Below are 15886 nucleotides of genomic sequence, written 5' to 3'. Positions count from 1 at the left end.
CCCCGCTGAACACCGGGTTCTCTCTCAATTTTCCTAACAATGAGAACTATCCTGTTATCTTCCTCGAGCGTCGACAGGAAAAGAAAACCCCGGACTAGCCGGGGTCGGTTCTTCTCACTTGCCGCCTGGCTTTTGATCGGCAGCCCGCCCGCCGCACGAAGAGCCATCGCTCGCAGTCTGCCATGAATGATCACAGCTGCCAGCAAATGCCCCAGAAGAAACTGCTGCTGCGAGCAATACGCCCAAAATTACCTGTTTCATGATTTCCCCCAATAAAGCGCAGAATTCGCGCACCCCACATAAGCATACTTCTAAGCGCAGAAGAAAGACTATTTTTCGCGGGTCCTAGGGTCTGCATTCATCTTCATTCTTACTTACCAAGGACATCCCCATGAACCAAACAACGTTCTTCGCGTATGCGAGGCGCGCGCCTTTTGGCGGGCGTTTGAGCCAAGCGCAGGTAGACGGCACGTCGGCAATTCTGGCTGAAGCTGAGCGCCGAGGCCTGCCTGACGAGCAGACCGCTTATGTGCTCGCGACGGCATTCCACGAGACCGGCGGCAAGATGCAGCCGATCGAAGAAAACCTCAATTATACCAGTGCAGCACGCATCCGGCAGGTCTGGCCGTCGCGCTTCTCCACTGTGCAGAGCGCCCAGCCTTATGTGCGCAATCCGCAGGCTTTGGCCAACAAGGTCTATGGCGGGCGCATGGGCAATACCGGCGCCAACGATGGCTGGTTATACCGCGGTCGCGCCTTGGCGCAGATCACTGGCAAAGACAATTACAAGAAGTACGGCCTGGGCGACGCGCCAGACAAGGCGCTGGAGATGGCGACAGCTATCCGAATCCTTTTTGACGGGATGATCAATGGGAAGTTCACGGGCAAGCGGTTGGCTGACTACTTCAGCAACGGTAACGCTAACCCAGTGGGCGCCCGCGCTATCGTCAACGGCACAGACAAGGCTAGCCTTATTGCGGGCTATTACCGCAACTTCCTCGATAGCCTCGTGGCGGCCCGAGAAATGAAGCCTGCCGCCGCCGAAGACGCCAAGCCTGACGATGTGCCGCTGTTCGAAAGCCCTGCTGTGAAGCTGATTCTGACCGGTGGTGCGGGCACGATGGCGACTAGCCTTATTGGCGCCGTGGCTAACCCATGGGCGTTCGCAACTGTCGCGCTTCTGCTGGTCGCAGCAGGCGCGGGCTTCTGGCTCTGGAAGAGCGGCAGGCTTGAGCTGAAGAGGGTGGCGGCGTGATTCGCGTGGTGATCGAGTATGACGCCGACGCTGAAACTGCTGTCGTTCAATACGTCGGCAAGACGCAGGAATGGCGCGACGCCAAGCTGACCTTCGCTCAGGGAATCACCGAGACACGGGACGGTTATCTGATCCGCCGCGAACGCGACGGCAGTGCTTCCATTATGTTGACAGGAGTGCCGACATGACCTGGCTCTTATCCCTGCGCTCCAGGATCACAGGCTGGGCCGTGGCTATCGCTGCGGCCCTTGCGATTCTGACGGGTGCTTACCTCAAAGGCAGGGCGGACAACGCAACGAGCGCGACTGCCGACCGGCTGAAGGTCGCCAACAAAGCAAGGAAGATCGAAGATGAAACCAGCAAGCTTGGCGGCGCTGATGTTGACGCTGCTCTGTCTCGGTGGATGCGTGACAGCCGCTAGCTACTGCGATGTGGCGCGGCCTGTCCGACCGAGCGTCGAGGACAGCCTGACCGACGGTACGAAGCGTCAGATCCTCGCGGAAAACACCAAACTGGAAAAGCTGTGCGGGGTGCGGCCGTGAGGGCGCGAATGTGGCTGGCCTGCCTTTGGCTGGGTGTGGCAGCAAGGGGGATTATCGGATGACCGGCGCTGAAATCATGGCCGTTGTCGGCTTTATCGTGATGCTGATGGGCTTTTTGTTCGGGCTTTGGAAGTACGTCGAAAGCCAGATCGCGAAAGCTGAAACGCGCAACGCGGCGAAAGCGGACGCTGCAACCGCTCTTGCCAGCCTGACGCGGCAAGAGCTTTCCGACTACAAGCTGCGCGCGGCGGAGACGTTCGCCACGAAGGCAGGTATGCAGGAACAGACGTCCCAGATCATGCGGGCCATTGAAAGTGTGGCGCACCGTATCGACGGGCTAACCGAGCGGATTGATAATCTGATGCAGCCAAAATCGGTGAGAAGTAGAAATTAATTCCTAAAAAGTGGGAACAAAAGATACCGCATGCGCATTATACGTTCGCAAATGCCAAATATGAATGGAGAATAAAATATGCGTCGTATTTTGTTAGCTGCTGTTGCAACTGCTGCACTTGTTTCTTTTGCAAATGCGCAGAGCGCTACCGCAACGCAAGAAGAGGTATTTGTTACTGCAAAGCCTACCGACGTTATTACTAGTAATATTCTTAACCTTGATGTTACGAATTCTAACGATGAGAGCATCGGCAAGATCCAGGATGTAGTGATGGGCGACGGTGACGTCGAAGGCTATATCGTATCGGTTGGCGGCTTCTTGGGCGTCGGCGAAAAGTATGTAGTCGTTGATCCGGATGCCATCGAGATTGTCTATTCTGAGAATGATAAGAAATGGTCGGCGAAAATGAACGCCACCAAGGAACAGCTCGAAAAGGCCACAGAGTTTAAGTACGAAGGCCGATGGGCCAAGTAACCAGTTTTTGAGAGAGCGGCTTTCGGGCCGCTCTTTTCATTTTTGGTAAGCTAGAGGCGCGAGCAGCTAACAGCTGCTTTTCAGGTTCAAGCGCTCTCCGGATCATGTGAATGCAGACGGCTTAAAGAGAACTATCAGCCCCGCTGGGCCGTGGTTCCTATTTATGCCAGCGTGTAGAGCCAGATTACCGGCGCCACGATCAGGAATGCCACGCCGCTCCAGAAAGCGCGCCAGCCCACGCTCTTCGTTCCCACGAATGCCGTTATGGCTATAGCCGCCGCTATCATCACGGTAATCGGCCAGTAGATTGACATATAGACGAGGGCGGCAACCCACCAAGAAATTGAAATCATACGCGCTTGTAGCTGGTGGGTAGTGCTTCGGCAATATTGTGGTTGTTGATAGCAAGCAAAAAAATATGACAACTATCGGGCCACTGTTTTTACTCTGGCGTCATAAACGCGGCGGAGGGGCCACAAGTAACGCATTCCGTATGATGTCGGATTTCAATCGTCCCGGACTGAGACCGTGACGTAATTTTCGTAAATTTCGACATATATCAGCGGCGTTCCGTTTAGCACCGCGCTTTCGGCGCCACCGAGGTAATGGCCGTTGGCGATCATTCGTTCGAGTCGGGCGCGGTTAGCCTTGTCAGAAAACGTATAATCCGAATCATCTTCACGATCGCGCTTCCCATAAACATGGAAGTTTGCTCGATCCTGCCGAATAATCGCTGCCGCTGTAGTTAGGCGCTCACCCGCTGAATTGAAATGATCTTCGGCGCTTAATCGAGCGTAGTACGACTCGATGGGTTTTTCTGCCGCGCCCACATAAATACTGGATACAAGTAACGCGCCTAGGGCCAAAATCGCACGCATTTAAACACCTATGTTGTTTAATTTTGAAGTATTTATGGTGAGTCGGCGGCCGTACTCCAGCCCAAATTTTAATTATGAAATCGTTTCTTACATGAATATTTATTACTGAAATCATTCTTTCATGCGCCGTTAACACCACGTTTATCGAGACATTCCATCCTTCCTTTTGCGCCGCTCACCACGGTTACCAGGTCGGCGCCGGTCATTTCGTATCTTCTAACTGAAATTCCCGCCTGACCAGATCGGCAATATTCTCACGCCAGTTGGAATCAGTTGCTTGTATCCGGCGCACCAATTCCGCTTCCAACCGAATGGAAATACTGAGCTTTTCAATAGGATTCTTCGGGCGCCCACGGCGCTCACGCCTCTGGTCTTCGTTCATTGATTACCCCTCTTCCATATCCTCAAAACAGAAGCTGGGTGATGAACCTTGCCTGAAGGTTACGCGGCGTCTTTCTTATTCCAGCTTGACATCTCATCTCGAGACTCATTCTCTTTCCACTATCGGACGACCAATCCGCGCCGCGAGTCGGCTACCAAACCAAACACGAGGAGACTGTATGTCCCATGACAGACAGGGCGCGGTTGCGCGCCTTTCACACGAAGAACTCCTGCGCCGCGCTGAGGCTTACCGCGAGCACGGCACGCTGGTTAAGGCTGCCGCGGCGCTCGGCATAAAGAAGTCGGCATTCCACGAGAGCATCAAGCGGGCGGCAGAGCTGGGGCTATTGGGTCCGTCGCCGACGTTGCCTGGATACGCGATCAAAAGCCTGACCGAGACGCCGAACGGCACATATATGCGCCAGACGAAAGAGGCTGGTCAGGTTTACGAGCCGACGGTCGGCCTCGCGGTCAAGGGCAAGACGACGCTCGTCAATGCCGAAGGCCGGGTTATCACGCAACATATTATGGAGCGGGCGGATGCCAGCGCACAGCGTGCGGCGCTCGATGCCATGGTGGCAGCCTTGTCCGAAAGCCTACCGCGCGTCAGCATAATGCCGGCTCCGCGCGGCTGCAATGCCGACCTTCTCAACTTCTTCTGCTTGACGGATGCCCATTTCGGGATGCTGGCATGGCGTGAAGAAACCGGTGCCGATTACGATATCGAGATTGCAGAGCAGCTTGTTACGGACTGGTTTGCTGCCGCGATTGATCTTGCGCCAGATGCGCACACCGCTGTTTTGGCGCAACTCGGTGACCTTGCCCATTACGACAGCATGGAAACGGTCACGCCTGCCAGTAAGCACGTGTTGGATCCGGACTCACGACTGCAGAAGATAATTCGCGTCATCATCCGGACCGTTCGGCGTGTCATCGACATGCTGCTGCAAAAAAATCAGCACGTGCACATCATTATGGCGCAGGGCAACCACGACCCGGCCTCCTCGGCATGGCTTCGAGAAATGCTTGCAGCGATGTACGAAAACGAGCCCCGCATCACCGTCGATAACTCGCCCAGCCTTTATTACGCCTACGAGTGGGGCAAGACAGCGATCTTTGCGCATCACGGTCATAAGCGCGGCGTCAATAACGTCGATGCGACGCTCGCTGGCATGTTCCGCGAAATGTATGGACGGAGCAAATATGCCTATGCGCACATCGGCCATTTGCATTCGGACGAAGGGCGCAAGTCTGGTCTGATGTATGTCGAGCGCCACGAGACGCTGGCGGCGCCAGACGCATATGCTGCCGGCGGAGGTTGGCTGTCAGGCAGATCGGCGAAGGTCATCACGTACTCAAAGCTGTACGGCGAAGTTTCGCGCCTGACGCTCAGGCCTGAAATGGTCCAAGGCGCTGCGCGTTTGCTGGTGGCCGCGAATGATAACCAGCCTAAGCGGGCTGCAGCTTAAAAAGAAAAAGGCGGGTTTTGCCCGCCTCTCACTTCGTTGTCCTATTGTGCAGCAAGAATGCCTGCAATCAATCCGGTGGCACCTGCAATGAGAAGGAACTGATTATCGACCTTAACCCAATGCTGGCCACGACCAGGCTTACGAAGACCGTAGCGATTGTAGTCGCGGATTTCCTGATGGCGGCGCCAATCGCTGTAACGCTGACCCTTTGACCACTGATGACGGCCGTAGTCGCGGCGATCATGGCGATAGAACTCCTTGCCGTGATGCGGGCGCTGCGGCTCATAGCGCTGTGGAGCAGGCTTGCCGTGATGGTAATCGCGGGCCTGTGCCATTGGAGCGGCAACGAACGTCATAGCGATGGCGGCTAGTACAGCTTTCTTGAACATGAATGCTCTCCTTTGTTGTCCGCAAGATATCGGGAGCGAACTGAACGCTAGATGAACAGACGAAGGTGCAAACATTAAATAAAATCAATGTGATGTTAGTAAAATATTAACCAAAATACTAACCACCGCAGCCAAAAACACGAGGAGAGAATATGCTTGAAGAAGCAGAAGACCGCGCCGCGCGAGCGGCTGTTGAAGGATGGCAGATAAGGGCAGGTGGGAAGGTTATAAGTCGCCTGCCAAAACCTTATAACGACAACCTGCCAACTACCGGCAAGCCACTCGTCATCATCGAAAGCCCTTACAGCGGCGACGTGGAGCACAATACCGAATATGCGCGCGCTTGCCTTCTAGATAGTCTGCGCCGGGGCGAAGCACCGATTGCGAGCCATTTGCTGCATACGCAGGTGTTGGACGACTTGCGGCCTGATGAACGTGAACTCGGCATCGAGGCTGGCCTCGCGTGGTATCGGGTGGCGGATAAATGCGTTGTTTACGGTGACCGTGGCATTAACGGTGGTATGATCGAGGGCATCGAGCGGGCCAAGCGGTACGGAGTGTTGGTCGAGTTCCGCAATATTGAAGCAAGCGCCGCAGGAGAAAACCCATGAGTAACCTTGAAACAGCAATTGCGGTAGCGGCAGCGGCGCATATGGACCAGAAGAGCGACAACGGCGACCCGTACATTCTGCATCCACTGCGCGTTATGATGGCTCAGGAGACCCGCGAGACGCAGATCCTCGCAGTTATGCACGACATGATCGAGCACACGAATACCTCGCTGAACGATATCTATTCGTTCGGTTTTGATGACGACATCGTGCTCGCTCTAAACGCGATAACTCGGCGCGATGATGAAGACTATCTCGTCTACGTCAAACGGGCCTGCTCTAACCCTATCGCGCGACCGGTGAAGATCGCAGACCTGCGCGACAATCTACGTGCCTATGGCGACGATGAAGAGCACCGAGCGCGCTATACAAAAGCTCTCGAAATCATCGGGGAAGCGCCATGACCCCTTTCAAAGTTGGTGATCAGGTCGTCTGCATCGATGCCAAAGTCGGCTTCGAGCAGTTCATCGAGATCGAGGAAGGCAAAATTTACACCATAAGCTGGATCGGACCGTTCGAGCACTACACGCAGGGCAGCTACATCGGCGTTCGCCTTAAGGGCATTGATCGAGGCATCTGCCCGCAGTTCGGTTATGACAATCCGCCGTTCGCGGCGCGTCGGTTTCGCCCGCTTGTTCGCGACAAGCTGTCGTCAGTTCGAGGACTACTCGCAGGCGGTCCAGTAACTGAGAAGTTTGAAGAGCCGAAGCGTAAGGTGAGGGAGGTTGTCTAATGGGTGTTATTGGACCAAACGGCAAGTTTATGAGTGCGCCCCAGCGGATCGGCTCGCTGCCAGCCTATGCGCCAGCTATCAAATCCGACGGCGGCAGCACGAGCTATTACGAGCTGCCTCCCCATGCGACCGAGCTAAACGACCTGATCGAGCACAAAGGCATGTCCTTCGCGCTCGGCAACATCTTCAAGGCTTGCTATAGGTTCGGTGAGAAAGACGCGGCCAGCCGAATGTACGATCTGAATAAGATTATTTATTTCGCGGAGAGGCTGAAGGCATTGGAAACGAGAAGAAAAACCTAGCCAGTAACGCGGCTCCCTTGGGTTCTTATCTACGAAAAGAACGTTTTCGCGATGAGCCTCCGCACGACCGCCTAAGTATATTGGAAAGTTTTGTCCAATCTTCTGAGGGGGATGACATCTGTTTGTGCGCGTCTTCAATATCGCGCTGCGTAGCAACAGCATTTTTCACCACGCTAAAATTACTGTTCGGAATGGTAATTCCGATATTCACTTCATGGTTATTCATTCTAATCTCTCTTTCGTGTTGGCTCCCTTGCCGGGCAATAAAAAAAGGTCGGGCTATTGCCCGACCCCAAAAGTCAACTTCTTCCGATTGTGCCAGTACATCCGTGGTCACTAGAAAGAAGAAACTTCATTCAAGCCGCCTGCAAATTACAAACGGACATTTTTCCAGACTTGCGATCCTGTTCAAGATCATAAGTCAGCTTCTGACCTTCACTGAGCGTATGCATACCTGCTCGCTCAACAGCGGAGATGTGAACAAACGCATCCAAACCGCCGTTTTCAGGCTGAATGAAACCAAAGCCTTTTGCTGCGTTAAACCATTTAACTGTGCCGGTGCTCATATGAACCCCTTTCATAGCAATATTGATATCCGCGTTTGAATTAAACGCAGAGATGAAACGATTTTTTAAAGGGAGTTTTCGTTCGGCGCGCAGTGCTAATCGCGCAGGGAGCAAATCTCAGCAAGAAAATCTCGATTTCTAGCTTTTATCAGCTTAAATAAATTTTGTCAAATTATTAATATCTCACGATCTCTTTCATAGAGAGAAAAACTTAAATCTATTACTATTTCTGTTGTCTTCATATAGAGATAACGAGTTACTTGAGAGGCCCGGTGCGGGCTCCCTCAAATGATGATTGTTAAGCTGTGCCGTAAGAGAATGAGCCATCAGTGTGGGGGCCTGCATTCGCTTGAATGTCGCCCATGACCTCAGCCATAAAGCTATTTAAAATCAATACCGAGTCATTGTAATGAGGACCCGGCAGTGGCTTCATCCTGGCTGTTAAATAACCGGCTTTCATAATCATCTGCTTCAGTATGCGATGGTTTGAGTGAAAATCAATATTATGGATGTTGGAAGACATAGCGTCCTCCTTTCAAATTGCGGGCAAGGGCAGTTCAGCCCGCGTCAGCTGAGCCCGTATTCAATCAAAAGCTGACAACCTATGGTGGACGGACTGCACACGAATAGCAAGCGGACAATTAAGGTCACTTAAGGGCAAACCGTACTTTGTACCAACGGCCCTACAATTGATTCATTAGCGGAAGTTTAATTCGTATCAAAAAAGAACCCCGCAGCGAAAACCGCGCGGGGTAAGGCTACTGAGCCCTCTCTCCCAAGGGCGACAAAAATTTACCCATCTGGTCAAAAAAGTAAAGCCTGACATGAAGTCAGGCTTCAAACTTTCTGCCTTTCAGGGACGTAGGCCGCCTTCTTCGGCGGCTCGATGGCTGGCGGCCAAAGAGGTTGTCCATCTGGGAAAAAAATCAAAAGGGCCCCGGATTCCTCCAGAGCCCTTTTCGCCTAAGCGGATTGGTTATCTGTGGTAAGATAAGCCACCCCAAATTCTGCCTTCGTCACGATGACGGCCTCCGTGTATAGCTCCGACGTAGGCTGCCACAGCGGCAACGAGAGCAGATGCTGCAAGCAGGAATGCAGTGAGAATGCCAGTTATTCTGGCCTTTTCAGCAGTTTCAGCCGTTTGAGCCTTTACTTCTTCAGCAGCTTTCTCGGCCTGTGCTTGAGCGTCGGCGAGTGCCTTCTTTGCTTCTTCCACTTTCGCCTGAGCTTCGGAGCGCAGAGCCTGAACGCGCTCAACGGTCTGGTTCACTCGCGTCTGGGCGTCATTTTGACTAAGTCCCGTCCGCGTGGCGACTTGGTTTGTGAGCCAAGCGCGGTCAGCGTCAGAAATTTCGCCAGTACTAAGCAGGTTTCCCAGAATGCCGCTTATCTGACGTTGGAAATCCGCCAAGTTCTGTGCTTCCTGACCGGCCACAGAGCTTCCTTGGGCGTCTGTGCGCAGCAGGCTATCTGTAAGATAGTCTAATGGGTTGGTTTTCAGTCCTTGCGGCAACATCTGCTCTACGGATGGAGCGGCCGCTTGCCCTGCGCCTTGCGCAAGCCCCGAGACAGCTTGCCCTGCACCTGAAACGATGCCGCCCGCTAACTGACCGGCGCCCTGAGCGGCGCTGCCAACAACTGTACCAGCGGTTTGTACTGCTGTCTCAGCCGCGCTTCCAACCGCTTTTGCGCCACCTGAAATAGCGCTGACGAGTAGTAGCGTGGAAACGATCGTTCCCAAACCCCATACAACCAAGCCGTTCAGGCCGTCCCGAACGGTTAGTTCGTCACGAGTTGCGGTTCCAGCGGGGCGGCGCATTCTTCCGGTGATATATCCGCCGAGCATATAAGAGGCGACCGTCGATATGACGATAAAGAGCGCCGTAATAACGAGCCATACCGTACTTATATCCCCGCCTTCATCGACGGAAAATGAGCTTAAGCCAAGGCCGCCGGCGAATGTGGTCAGGACGGCCATCACACCTGATGCCACTGTAGCGCCAGCAAAGATTGCCGCCCAGTCTACATAGCCGCGATCAGACGTCTTTTCTACGACAGTTGGATCTACCATCAACGTAACCCCAGAAAAGAGAGAATGAACAACACGATGACAACTAGTCCTACTAAATAGATGATAGAGTTCATGTTGATTGTCTCCTTTGCATAGATTAAAAAAATGCCCGAAGGTCGGGATTTTAGTGATCGATGGATTGTGCTCTGGAGATGAGAACTCGGCAGCTATTAAAAAGTTTCATTCAGTATGAATTTTATTTATTCTAAAAATACTTAGTCGGGTCGGTGGGCACTGTCCGAACTGCTTACTTCGACTTTCGTGTCTCGTTCTTCAACGAATTCCGCAAAGTGTCCATGATGTTAATCATAATCGGCTGGTTCCATATTGGAGTTTGCGGCGGGAAAATGATCTTCTGGATGCCGGAATTGATATTTCTGGTGTGTCAATTTGGCGGCCAATTCTGACATGTAGCCGAGGTCTCGAAGCCCGCTCTCATAAAGCATGATAATTGTGCCAGAGAGATCTATCCCCACATACTCTCTTTCGCTTTCATCGAGCAGGACAACAGCATCGGAATAAATCCGTCGCATAAAGTTCACTTCCTCGATTGTATAAATGCGGCTTCCCTCGCTAAAAAACGGCATGATTAGCCTCCCTTCAGTCCTCAACCAAAGCAAAAGCCGTGGGGCATTGATTCAAGTGATATAGGTTAATGCGGAACGGCCCAGAAGGTTTCTGAAAAGTATGCCCTTGGCGCAGAAAAGGCTATTCCATGGGTGTGATAGGTTCCATGGTGTCATCGCCAGTGTAGCGACTGTTGTTGACCTGGGGCGACACGCGCCACGCTTGCAGTACGTCGTCATTTGCGGGTTTGAGCAAATCTTCACGTGGCTCTGACAACCAGAGGTGCCAGTCCTTCTGGTCCAAGATGACGGGCATTCGGGTGTGAATTTTTGCCATGAAGTCGTTAGCGGCACAGGTGATTATCGTGCAGCTTTTCACCTCTTCGCCGGTGGTTCGGTCGCGCCATGTCTCATGCAGGCCTGCGAAGGTCAGGGGCATTCCGTCCTTAGCAGAGATGAACCAGGGTTGGCGCGCTTCTTTCGGGCCCGTCCATTCAAAAAAACCAGAAGCCGGGATAAGGCAACGGGTGCTTTTGAAGGCGGAGCGAAACATTGGCTTGCTGGCGATCTCTTCAGACCGAGCGTTGAAAGTAGCCGGTACACTCTTCAGATCCTTCGACCACCAGTTGGGCACGAGCCACCAACGCATTTCGGAATAGTCGAGTGCGCCGTCTTTCTGCGTGATTACGCCCACCTGCGTGGTCGGCGCGATATTGTAGCGAGGCTGGATATTCCGAGGCGTAACTGCCGTCAGATTGTACATCGCGTGGATTTCAGCCCACGTATAGGTCTGGGTAAATCGTCCGCACATGCGCGCCTCCGGTTGCTGGAAATGTAGTGCGCTTATTGTTTTCGTCCAGCCAGCGCGAAATACGGCGGATGGCGTATTTAATCTACAAGCCTGAATTGGTTGAATGTACTCCAACCTTCCGCAGGGGAAGGGAATATTGGAGGGTGCTATGAAATTTGCAATTATCGCGATGGCTTTACTCTTGGCTGGGGCATCTACAGCGTCGGCTATGGCTAGCTGGAAGCCAGAAAGTCACTGCCGTACCGGCAAAGGATGCAAGACTGGAAGGTAATTCCAACGGGCGCCTGTGAACGGGCGCCTATTTCTTTCTGCCAGCCAGCGCGTCTTCGCCTTCCTGTTTATGCTCACGGCAAAACCAGAGCTGTCCAAAGGCCGTCTTGTAGCCAAACGAACCCCACGCTTTGCAGCCCTTCGAATCACAGTAGTGCTCAAAAAGCTTGCCGCCTTTGGTTGCGACGGTGTTCTCGCTCTTATATCCGCTCATTTTATCTCGGTGCCTTTGTTATCCCGAATTGAGCATCGCCCTTGGCCGTGCAGGCCTTGCACCGCATTCGAGGGTGCAGATCCACGAAATAGGTGTGCGTACCGAACTTTCGCAGAATGATGGTTCTGTCTACGGACCCGATATGGCCGCATCGGCAGCAATAGCCGTAAAGCTCGTACCAGCCGAACAGATCCATTATCCGTGCTGAAGCAGGCATTTCCTTCAGGAAGGTCGGTCTTATTCTCATTTCTCAAAATACGTCTCCCACGGCTTGGAAGACTTGTCGTGCGGGTTATGTGCCTTGCCGCCATAAAGCCGGATGAATTCTTGCTGGCCTTCCTCGGTCTGGAACATGGCCGCGCTGAAATCTTTCTTATCGTGATACACACTTCTCCATAGCCGATACCCGCCTAATCTCTCCCGGTCGTTCAACATCTGAACGAGGTTTGTTCGGTGCCAATCTGTGAGGTAAAGCACGACTTGAAACGGATATTCTTTGTTGATGAGCGTCTTAGGCGGCTCACCGCGTGACCTGCCGCTCATTTTACGAACACCGTCGGCTTCCATCCGCGGGCAAAGCCCATCGACATTGCGAGGCTAGCATATTCGATTTCCTTCACCAGAAAATCGCGGTCTTTCAGCAAGGTCTCTATTGCAGCTCGCACGTCACCGTCATGGAAGGCGAGTACCAGATCAATTTCGTCCTGGTATCCTTCTTTTTGCGCAAGCGCGTTCATTTGTCGTGCTCCTCATAAGCAGACATCTTCATTTCCAAACCTGTCTGAAATTTTATTACCGGTGCCTGCCCTGTTTTCAGGCGCAGGCTCATTCATTATCGCACGACGATTTTTTCCCACTTGTCGGCAGATGCAGAGCCGCCGAATGGCTTCCCGCCGTGCCGTCGCATAAAGGCGCCCATGAGCCTTTCTGTTGGGAAGCTGAATACGCAGAAATCCACGCCCGACTTTCGCGCCATGCGATGAGGCAAACGGGCGCCAAGACGGTCGGCATCGCGATGCACTTCGCGCCGGGCACATTTCAGAGCGTAAGCTTCAGGAAGAGCGACTTGGAACGTTTTCATCACGCAGCTCTCTTAAAAAGGTCGGCGCGTTGGCCATGTGTTACGGCAAGGCGAGCGAGTTCAACTTCACGCGCCAGAAAGTCGCGGTCTTTCAAAAGCGCTTCAATGGCCGCGTGCACATCGCCACCGTGGTAGGCGAGAACCTGCTGAATTTCATCTTCGTAATTTTGCACAAGAGCGTTCATGGCTTCCTCCTGCTAATTTAGATGTTCCTATTTTGTTCTCATTGTACTCCGTCGTCAAGACGCTAAATTTGACGTACTTTAACGTGCAACAACTTGTGCAACTAAGTGTGTAACAAACTGTGATACAATTACGGATGCGTAATTAAAATAATATAATAAAAACAATGACTAAGAGGTTAGTTTGATACCAACCGACCGTACCATTTTTTCAGCCACTCATCAGAAATTATAGTGCTATGTCAACCGCTTAGGCGGATTGATTGCCGTCCCGGCATAGACACCCTAATGAGGCAGGCGCCACAAAAGAATGCCGCCAGCCACTGCGGCGACAATTGCGCCGATGAGCAGGAATATGTGGTCGTATAAAGCGATATCGAACATCGTTAGTCTCGCTCTCGTTCAGCCCAAGCCGTGAATCCGATGAGCGCGAACAGCGACACCATCATTGTGCCAATGAACCATAAAAACCAGCTCATACCGGGTTCCTCCGGCGACCAAACAACCCCGACCGGCAAAAGTTCATCCGACTTACGCAAATTGAACGAAAAACCCCGGCGACGCGGCGCGTTACCGGGGTTATGTCGTCAGCGCACTTCGAGCACTTCGCCCGTGCGGCGGTCTATCACAACGCGCATATCGTCATTTCGACGGTCCACGCCCCGAACAACATACACGTTTCGACGTCGCGACACGCTTTCTACTTCATCCATACCCTCGTTGCGTGCGATTCTGGCAGCTCTACGCTCGCTTATCTCGTCGCCGTAACCGCGTCGATCACGATCCATGCGCCGATTATCGTCTGGATTGACCTGAATCCCGTTGGGCCCGATTTCGATGCTTTGGGCCTGTGCTGGAACGGTCGCCACAAGCGCTGTCACCATCACCGCTGCGATTGCCGAAAACTTATACATGGCACCTATCCTTATCTCGCGCCCGCCGTGCAAATGAACGGCCAGACCCGCCTGTGGTTCCTGTTGGCGCGGTCAACTCTTTATAACGGGGCGATATATTGATCGTTGCGCTGTTGGGCGTGGCGCGGTGCAGCGTCCATGAGAACGACAACGGGGGCGAGAGGCATAAGTGGTGTAGAAATTATGCCTCTCGCGGGGGCGGGCAATTGCTTAGGCTGCCCGGCTCGGGACTTAATACTCACGTGTTTTAGCTGCAACTTTTAAACGCATAGCGTGTGTCTTATTCGATCAGAACGGGACATTTCTGGCACGATTAGACAAGAAAGGGGGCCAGTCCGCTGCTTGTGCCGCAGAACGGCCCGAGCGGATGAATAAAAAAACCCCGGACAAGCCGGGGTTTCAAGCTATTGCCGCCGTCTGGTATCCCAGAAAAGCATCGATACGACCCAGAGAAACGCAAAGAGGATCGTTCCCTCAATCAGAAAATACCAATGCATTGCCATTCCCTCATACAGGAACGCGGCCACCGCCATTGCCATGCGAAATCATCCACGGCATGGCGGCTTCAGGTTTTTCGAGAATATTTCGCTTTCGCGCAAATCCTTCAAATGCGTTTTGCGCCACGATCAGCGGCTTTTGTCCGCTGTGAGCGTCGCAACAGGCGCTCCATACCACTTCATAGATGATATCGCGATCATCCTGTGGCCATTCATAAAGAAAATCGATTGCGTCGATCGGGCCTGCAATCTCCCTGATTAGAAATTTGCCGTCCTTCACAAAAACAGGACTGTCAAACAAACGGTCGCTCATCGGAACCTCCATTTGATCGAACGATAAAGTTGGAATGACGGCTTCGATTTAGTAATCGCTCCGACGGTTTCAAGAACCCCACAGCATGAATTTCACGAAAGTGCAGCGAGCAAAACAACACGCTTCGCAGATGCGAGGCGCGTGTTTTTAGCGACTATAAGAGGCGGCAGGCTTCAGCTGCAGAGGGGCGCGGCCCTGCTGCATGTGCAGATCAGTTTGCGGCAAGCAGCGCGCTTATTTTCTTCGTTCAGCCATGTCGAAATACGACAGATGACGTATGGCGTTTCATCCGGCTTTGTCGTCCTCTGTGTCAAGATCGTGCACGTCACCTGCACGGTCGTTTCTGTGTTTGGCGAATTGCTGGCGAGACCAGCAGAGGAGGGCATATGAAAGCCATAGCGATAATAGCAATCGGATCGATGATGGTGTCTGGCACTGCGCTTGCTGCGGCACCGGTCGTGGGCGCACAAAAACCTGCGGTAGCGACCAGCAAGGAAAACGGTAAGCCTGTTTTGCTGGCGGTCGGACCGACGCGAAATATAGGTCCAGGCAAAATATTTGGTACCAAAGGCGCTTAGCAGAGGCATTTGCCCCGGTTGACAGCGGGGCAAGTCTTCTATGACCCCATTCGTATACCAACGGCATTTCAGCGGGATTGGACAATCCCGCCGTGAAGCCGTTGTCGCTTGCGCGAAATCTCGCTAAATATGGGGCCACAAACGGGTGCACTTATGGGTGCACAAATATCGGATCGTGTTTGTAGGACCTCGCAATGATTGGATGCCTGCCGCCGCTTATCCTGCTGATTTTAGGGGCTGGCATTGGGGCATTGATCGGCGGCAACACCGATGCCGTCTATGGCGGTTTGATTGGTTTGGCGATCGGCCTCGTCGTAATGATCGTTCTCATCTGGATTCTGATGAAGGCCCGCAACCGATAGGCTCAGAGGCGCGCGTCGTCCTCATGCGCGCGC

28 protein-coding genes are annotated in these 15886 nt (G+C 53.1%); 12 read left to right on the top strand and 16 right to left on the bottom strand.

Translation table 11 applies throughout. The features are described from left to right. Nucleotides 1-391: 391 nt before the first annotated feature. The 5 genes from QLQ11_RS15540 (at nucleotide 392) to QLQ11_RS15520 (ending at nucleotide 2665) form a co-directional block, all read left to right on the top strand. Entirely contained in the window at nucleotides 392-1255 is an 864-nt protein-coding gene (locus tag QLQ11_RS15540) for a chitinase (RefSeq protein ID WP_283736193.1), read from the top strand. Continuing rightward, complete coding sequence (locus QLQ11_RS15535; RefSeq protein ID WP_283736192.1) at nucleotides 1252-1443, top strand: hypothetical protein; 192 nt, start codon at nucleotides 1252-1254, stop codon at nucleotides 1441-1443. Before QLQ11_RS15540 ends, QLQ11_RS15535 begins: the two co-directional genes overlap by 4 nt. After that, the gene (locus QLQ11_RS15530; protein ID WP_283736191.1) at nucleotides 1440-1676 is read left to right on the top strand and encodes a hypothetical protein; all 237 of its coding nucleotides are present in this window, start codon (nucleotides 1440-1442) and stop codon (nucleotides 1674-1676) included. The genes QLQ11_RS15535 and QLQ11_RS15530 overlap by 4 nt, the downstream gene beginning before the upstream one ends. A gap of 179 nt (nucleotides 1677-1855) precedes the next feature. After that, nucleotides 1856-2191 carry a hypothetical protein gene (locus QLQ11_RS15525; RefSeq protein ID WP_283736190.1) on the top strand — a complete coding sequence of 112 codons (336 nt, stop codon included), beginning with the start codon at nucleotides 1856-1858 and terminating at the stop codon, nucleotides 2189-2191. Nucleotides 2192-2269: 78 nt separating this feature from the next. Further along, nucleotides 2270-2665, top strand: a complete 396-nt coding sequence (locus QLQ11_RS15520; RefSeq protein WP_025089957.1) for a PRC-barrel domain-containing protein — start codon at nucleotides 2270-2272, stop codon at nucleotides 2663-2665. A gap of 161 nt (nucleotides 2666-2826) precedes the next feature. Here QLQ11_RS15520 and QLQ11_RS15515 read toward each other — a convergent pair whose 3' ends face one another. The 3 genes from QLQ11_RS15515 to QLQ11_RS15505 all read right to left on the bottom strand — a co-directional run bounded on the left by QLQ11_RS15515 (nucleotide 2827) and on the right by QLQ11_RS15505 (nucleotide 3925). Further along, on the bottom strand, nucleotides 2827-3018 hold the full coding sequence (locus QLQ11_RS15515) for a hypothetical protein (protein ID WP_283736189.1): 192 nt from the start codon (nucleotides 3016-3018) through the stop codon (nucleotides 2827-2829). 153 nt (nucleotides 3019-3171) lie between these two features. Next, nucleotides 3172-3543, bottom strand: coding sequence for a hypothetical protein (locus QLQ11_RS15510; protein ID WP_109367105.1), 372 nt, complete (start codon nucleotides 3541-3543; stop codon nucleotides 3172-3174). Nucleotides 3544-3745: 202 nt separating this feature from the next. Beyond that, complete coding sequence (locus tag QLQ11_RS15505; protein ID WP_283736188.1) at nucleotides 3746-3925, bottom strand: hypothetical protein; 180 nt, start codon at nucleotides 3923-3925, stop codon at nucleotides 3746-3748. 178 nt (nucleotides 3926-4103) lie between these two features. On the opposite strand from QLQ11_RS15505, the gene QLQ11_RS15500 reads away from it, so the two are divergent. Then, on the top strand, nucleotides 4104-5393 hold the full coding sequence (locus QLQ11_RS15500; protein ID WP_371835962.1) for an oxidoreductase: 1290 nt from the start codon (nucleotides 4104-4106) through the stop codon (nucleotides 5391-5393). A 41-nt stretch (nucleotides 5394-5434) separates the two neighbouring features. Here the strand turns inward: QLQ11_RS15500 and QLQ11_RS15495 are convergent, their stop codons facing one another. Continuing rightward, nucleotides 5435-5782, bottom strand: a complete 348-nt coding sequence (locus QLQ11_RS15495) for an RcnB family protein (RefSeq protein WP_283736186.1) — start codon at nucleotides 5780-5782, stop codon at nucleotides 5435-5437. A gap of 152 nt (nucleotides 5783-5934) precedes the next feature. Here QLQ11_RS15495 and QLQ11_RS15490 point away from each other — a divergent pair, with 152 nt between their 5' ends. The 4 genes from QLQ11_RS15490 to QLQ11_RS15475 are packed head-to-tail and all read left to right on the top strand — an operon-like array spanning nucleotide 5935 to nucleotide 7428. Then, on the top strand, nucleotides 5935-6393 hold the full coding sequence (locus tag QLQ11_RS15490; protein WP_283736185.1) for a hypothetical protein: 459 nt from the start codon (nucleotides 5935-5937) through the stop codon (nucleotides 6391-6393). Beyond that, nucleotides 6390-6797, top strand: a complete 408-nt coding sequence (locus QLQ11_RS15485) for a GTP pyrophosphokinase (RefSeq protein WP_283736184.1) — start codon at nucleotides 6390-6392, stop codon at nucleotides 6795-6797. The genes QLQ11_RS15490 and QLQ11_RS15485 overlap by 4 nt, the downstream gene beginning before the upstream one ends. After that, nucleotides 6794-7126, top strand: coding sequence for a hypothetical protein (locus tag QLQ11_RS15480; RefSeq protein ID WP_283736183.1), 333 nt, complete (start codon nucleotides 6794-6796; stop codon nucleotides 7124-7126). The genes QLQ11_RS15485 and QLQ11_RS15480 overlap by 4 nt, the downstream gene beginning before the upstream one ends. Then, on the top strand, nucleotides 7126-7428 hold the full coding sequence (locus QLQ11_RS15475; protein ID WP_283736182.1) for a hypothetical protein: 303 nt from the start codon (nucleotides 7126-7128) through the stop codon (nucleotides 7426-7428). The genes QLQ11_RS15480 and QLQ11_RS15475 overlap by 1 nt, the downstream gene beginning before the upstream one ends. A 356-nt stretch (nucleotides 7429-7784) precedes the next feature. Here the strand turns inward: QLQ11_RS15475 and QLQ11_RS15470 are convergent, their stop codons facing one another. The 12 genes from QLQ11_RS15470 to QLQ11_RS15415 all read right to left on the bottom strand — a co-directional run bounded on the left by QLQ11_RS15470 (nucleotide 7785) and on the right by QLQ11_RS15415 (nucleotide 14913). Then, nucleotides 7785-7994, bottom strand: coding sequence for a cold-shock protein (locus QLQ11_RS15470; RefSeq protein WP_167836075.1), 210 nt, complete (start codon nucleotides 7992-7994; stop codon nucleotides 7785-7787). 298 nt (nucleotides 7995-8292) lie between these two features. Next, complete coding sequence (locus tag QLQ11_RS15465; RefSeq protein WP_109705692.1) at nucleotides 8293-8517, bottom strand: hypothetical protein; 225 nt, start codon at nucleotides 8515-8517, stop codon at nucleotides 8293-8295. Nucleotides 8518-8970: 453 nt separating this feature from the next. Further along, a complete protein-coding gene (locus QLQ11_RS15460) occupies nucleotides 8971-10065 on the bottom strand; it encodes a hypothetical protein (RefSeq protein WP_283736181.1) in 1095 nt (364 codons plus the stop codon). Between the two features lie 302 nt (nucleotides 10066-10367). Next, a complete protein-coding gene (locus QLQ11_RS15455) occupies nucleotides 10368-10652 on the bottom strand; it encodes a hypothetical protein (protein ID WP_109367109.1) in 285 nt (94 codons plus the stop codon). 121 nt (nucleotides 10653-10773) lie between these two features. Further along, nucleotides 10774-11442, bottom strand: a complete 669-nt coding sequence (locus tag QLQ11_RS15450) for an SOS response-associated peptidase (RefSeq protein ID WP_283736180.1) — start codon at nucleotides 11440-11442, stop codon at nucleotides 10774-10776. Between the two features lie 298 nt (nucleotides 11443-11740). Continuing rightward, nucleotides 11741-11926 (bottom strand): hypothetical protein, encoded by a 186-nt coding sequence (locus QLQ11_RS15445; protein WP_109705688.1) that lies wholly within the window; start codon nucleotides 11924-11926, stop codon nucleotides 11741-11743. Nucleotides 11927-12169: 243 nt separating this feature from the next. Beyond that, nucleotides 12170-12493, bottom strand: a complete 324-nt coding sequence (locus QLQ11_RS15440; RefSeq protein WP_121538173.1) for a hypothetical protein — start codon at nucleotides 12491-12493, stop codon at nucleotides 12170-12172. Further along, nucleotides 12466-12663, bottom strand: coding sequence for a hypothetical protein (locus QLQ11_RS15435; RefSeq protein ID WP_121538175.1), 198 nt, complete (start codon nucleotides 12661-12663; stop codon nucleotides 12466-12468). The genes QLQ11_RS15440 and QLQ11_RS15435 overlap by 28 nt, the downstream gene beginning before the upstream one ends. 95 nt (nucleotides 12664-12758) lie before the next feature. Then, complete coding sequence (locus tag QLQ11_RS15430) at nucleotides 12759-13007, bottom strand: hypothetical protein (RefSeq protein WP_109367114.1); 249 nt, start codon at nucleotides 13005-13007, stop codon at nucleotides 12759-12761. Continuing rightward, nucleotides 13007-13192 carry a CUE domain-containing protein gene (locus QLQ11_RS15425; protein WP_109367115.1) on the bottom strand — a complete coding sequence of 62 codons (186 nt, stop codon included), beginning with the start codon at nucleotides 13190-13192 and terminating at the stop codon, nucleotides 13007-13009. Before QLQ11_RS15425 ends, QLQ11_RS15430 begins: the two co-directional genes overlap by 1 nt. A 584-nt stretch (nucleotides 13193-13776) precedes the next feature. Continuing rightward, nucleotides 13777-14103: a hypothetical protein gene (locus QLQ11_RS15420; protein ID WP_109367116.1), complete on the bottom strand. Its 327-nt coding sequence runs from the start codon at nucleotides 14101-14103 to the stop codon at nucleotides 13777-13779. Between the two features lie 507 nt (nucleotides 14104-14610). After that, entirely contained in the window at nucleotides 14611-14913 is a 303-nt protein-coding gene (locus QLQ11_RS15415; protein ID WP_283736179.1) for a DUF982 domain-containing protein, read from the bottom strand. A 386-nt stretch (nucleotides 14914-15299) separates the two neighbouring features. Here QLQ11_RS15415 and QLQ11_RS15410 point away from each other — a divergent pair, with 386 nt between their 5' ends. Both QLQ11_RS15410 and QLQ11_RS15405 read left to right on the top strand, forming a co-directional pair. Further along, nucleotides 15300-15491, top strand: a complete 192-nt coding sequence (locus tag QLQ11_RS15410) for a hypothetical protein (protein ID WP_109367119.1) — start codon at nucleotides 15300-15302, stop codon at nucleotides 15489-15491. 194 nt (nucleotides 15492-15685) lie between these two features. Continuing rightward, entirely contained in the window at nucleotides 15686-15853 is a 168-nt protein-coding gene (locus QLQ11_RS15405; RefSeq protein WP_167836071.1) for a hypothetical protein, read from the top strand. Nucleotides 15854-15886: the final 33 nt, after the last annotated feature.

The organism is Ochrobactrum sp. SSR (assembly GCF_030067775.1).
Classification (GTDB): Bacteria; Pseudomonadota; Alphaproteobacteria; order Rhizobiales; family Rhizobiaceae; genus Brucella; species Brucella teleogrylli.
Note: the sequence above shows the minus strand (reverse complement) of the source record. Positions and strands in the feature narration are given on the sequence as shown.

Coding starts and splice junctions, on each gene's coding strand:
- QLQ11_RS15540 (WP_283736193.1), top strand. CDS start 392: ATGAACCAAACAACGTTCTTCGCGTATGCGAGGCGCGCGCCTTTTGGC.
- QLQ11_RS15530 (WP_283736191.1), top strand. CDS start 1,440: ATGACCTGGCTCTTATCCCTGCGCTCCAGGATCACAGGCTGGGCCGTG.
- QLQ11_RS15525 (WP_283736190.1), top strand. CDS start 1,856: ATGACCGGCGCTGAAATCATGGCCGTTGTCGGCTTTATCGTGATGCTG.
- QLQ11_RS15520 (WP_025089957.1), top strand. CDS start 2,270: ATGCGTCGTATTTTGTTAGCTGCTGTTGCAACTGCTGCACTTGTTTCT.
- QLQ11_RS15515 (WP_283736189.1), bottom strand. CDS start 3,018: ATGATTTCAATTTCTTGGTGGGTTGCCGCCCTCGTCTATATGTCAATC.
- QLQ11_RS15510 (WP_109367105.1), bottom strand. CDS start 3,543: ATGCGTGCGATTTTGGCCCTAGGCGCGTTACTTGTATCCAGTATTTAT.
- QLQ11_RS15505 (WP_283736188.1), bottom strand. CDS start 3,925: ATGAACGAAGACCAGAGGCGTGAGCGCCGTGGGCGCCCGAAGAATCCT.
- QLQ11_RS15500 (WP_371835962.1), top strand. CDS start 4,104: ATGTCCCATGACAGACAGGGCGCGGTTGCGCGCCTTTCACACGAAGAA.
- QLQ11_RS15495 (WP_283736186.1), bottom strand. CDS start 5,782: ATGTTCAAGAAAGCTGTACTAGCCGCCATCGCTATGACGTTCGTTGCC.
- QLQ11_RS15490 (WP_283736185.1), top strand. CDS start 5,935: ATGCTTGAAGAAGCAGAAGACCGCGCCGCGCGAGCGGCTGTTGAAGGA.
- QLQ11_RS15485 (WP_283736184.1), top strand. CDS start 6,390: ATGAGTAACCTTGAAACAGCAATTGCGGTAGCGGCAGCGGCGCATATG.
- QLQ11_RS15480 (WP_283736183.1), top strand. CDS start 6,794: ATGACCCCTTTCAAAGTTGGTGATCAGGTCGTCTGCATCGATGCCAAA.
- QLQ11_RS15475 (WP_283736182.1), top strand. CDS start 7,126: ATGGGTGTTATTGGACCAAACGGCAAGTTTATGAGTGCGCCCCAGCGG.
- QLQ11_RS15470 (WP_167836075.1), bottom strand. CDS start 7,994: ATGAGCACCGGCACAGTTAAATGGTTTAACGCAGCAAAAGGCTTTGGT.
- QLQ11_RS15465 (WP_109705692.1), bottom strand. CDS start 8,517: ATGTCTTCCAACATCCATAATATTGATTTTCACTCAAACCATCGCATA.
- QLQ11_RS15460 (WP_283736181.1), bottom strand. CDS start 10,065: ATGGTAGATCCAACTGTCGTAGAAAAGACGTCTGATCGCGGCTATGTA.
- QLQ11_RS15455 (WP_109367109.1), bottom strand. CDS start 10,652: ATGCCGTTTTTTAGCGAGGGAAGCCGCATTTATACAATCGAGGAAGTG.
- QLQ11_RS15450 (WP_283736180.1), bottom strand. CDS start 11,442: ATGTGCGGACGATTTACCCAGACCTATACGTGGGCTGAAATCCACGCG.
- QLQ11_RS15445 (WP_109705688.1), bottom strand. CDS start 11,926: ATGAGCGGATATAAGAGCGAGAACACCGTCGCAACCAAAGGCGGCAAG.
- QLQ11_RS15440 (WP_121538173.1), bottom strand. CDS start 12,493: ATGGAAGCCGACGGTGTTCGTAAAATGAGCGGCAGGTCACGCGGTGAG.
- QLQ11_RS15435 (WP_121538175.1), bottom strand. CDS start 12,663: ATGAACGCGCTTGCGCAAAAAGAAGGATACCAGGACGAAATTGATCTG.
- QLQ11_RS15430 (WP_109367114.1), bottom strand. CDS start 13,007: ATGAAAACGTTCCAAGTCGCTCTTCCTGAAGCTTACGCTCTGAAATGT.
- QLQ11_RS15425 (WP_109367115.1), bottom strand. CDS start 13,192: ATGAACGCTCTTGTGCAAAATTACGAAGATGAAATTCAGCAGGTTCTC.
- QLQ11_RS15420 (WP_109367116.1), bottom strand. CDS start 14,103: ATGTATAAGTTTTCGGCAATCGCAGCGGTGATGGTGACAGCGCTTGTG.
- QLQ11_RS15415 (WP_283736179.1), bottom strand. CDS start 14,913: ATGAGCGACCGTTTGTTTGACAGTCCTGTTTTTGTGAAGGACGGCAAA.
- QLQ11_RS15410 (WP_109367119.1), top strand. CDS start 15,300: ATGAAAGCCATAGCGATAATAGCAATCGGATCGATGATGGTGTCTGGC.
- QLQ11_RS15405 (WP_167836071.1), top strand. CDS start 15,686: ATGATTGGATGCCTGCCGCCGCTTATCCTGCTGATTTTAGGGGCTGGC.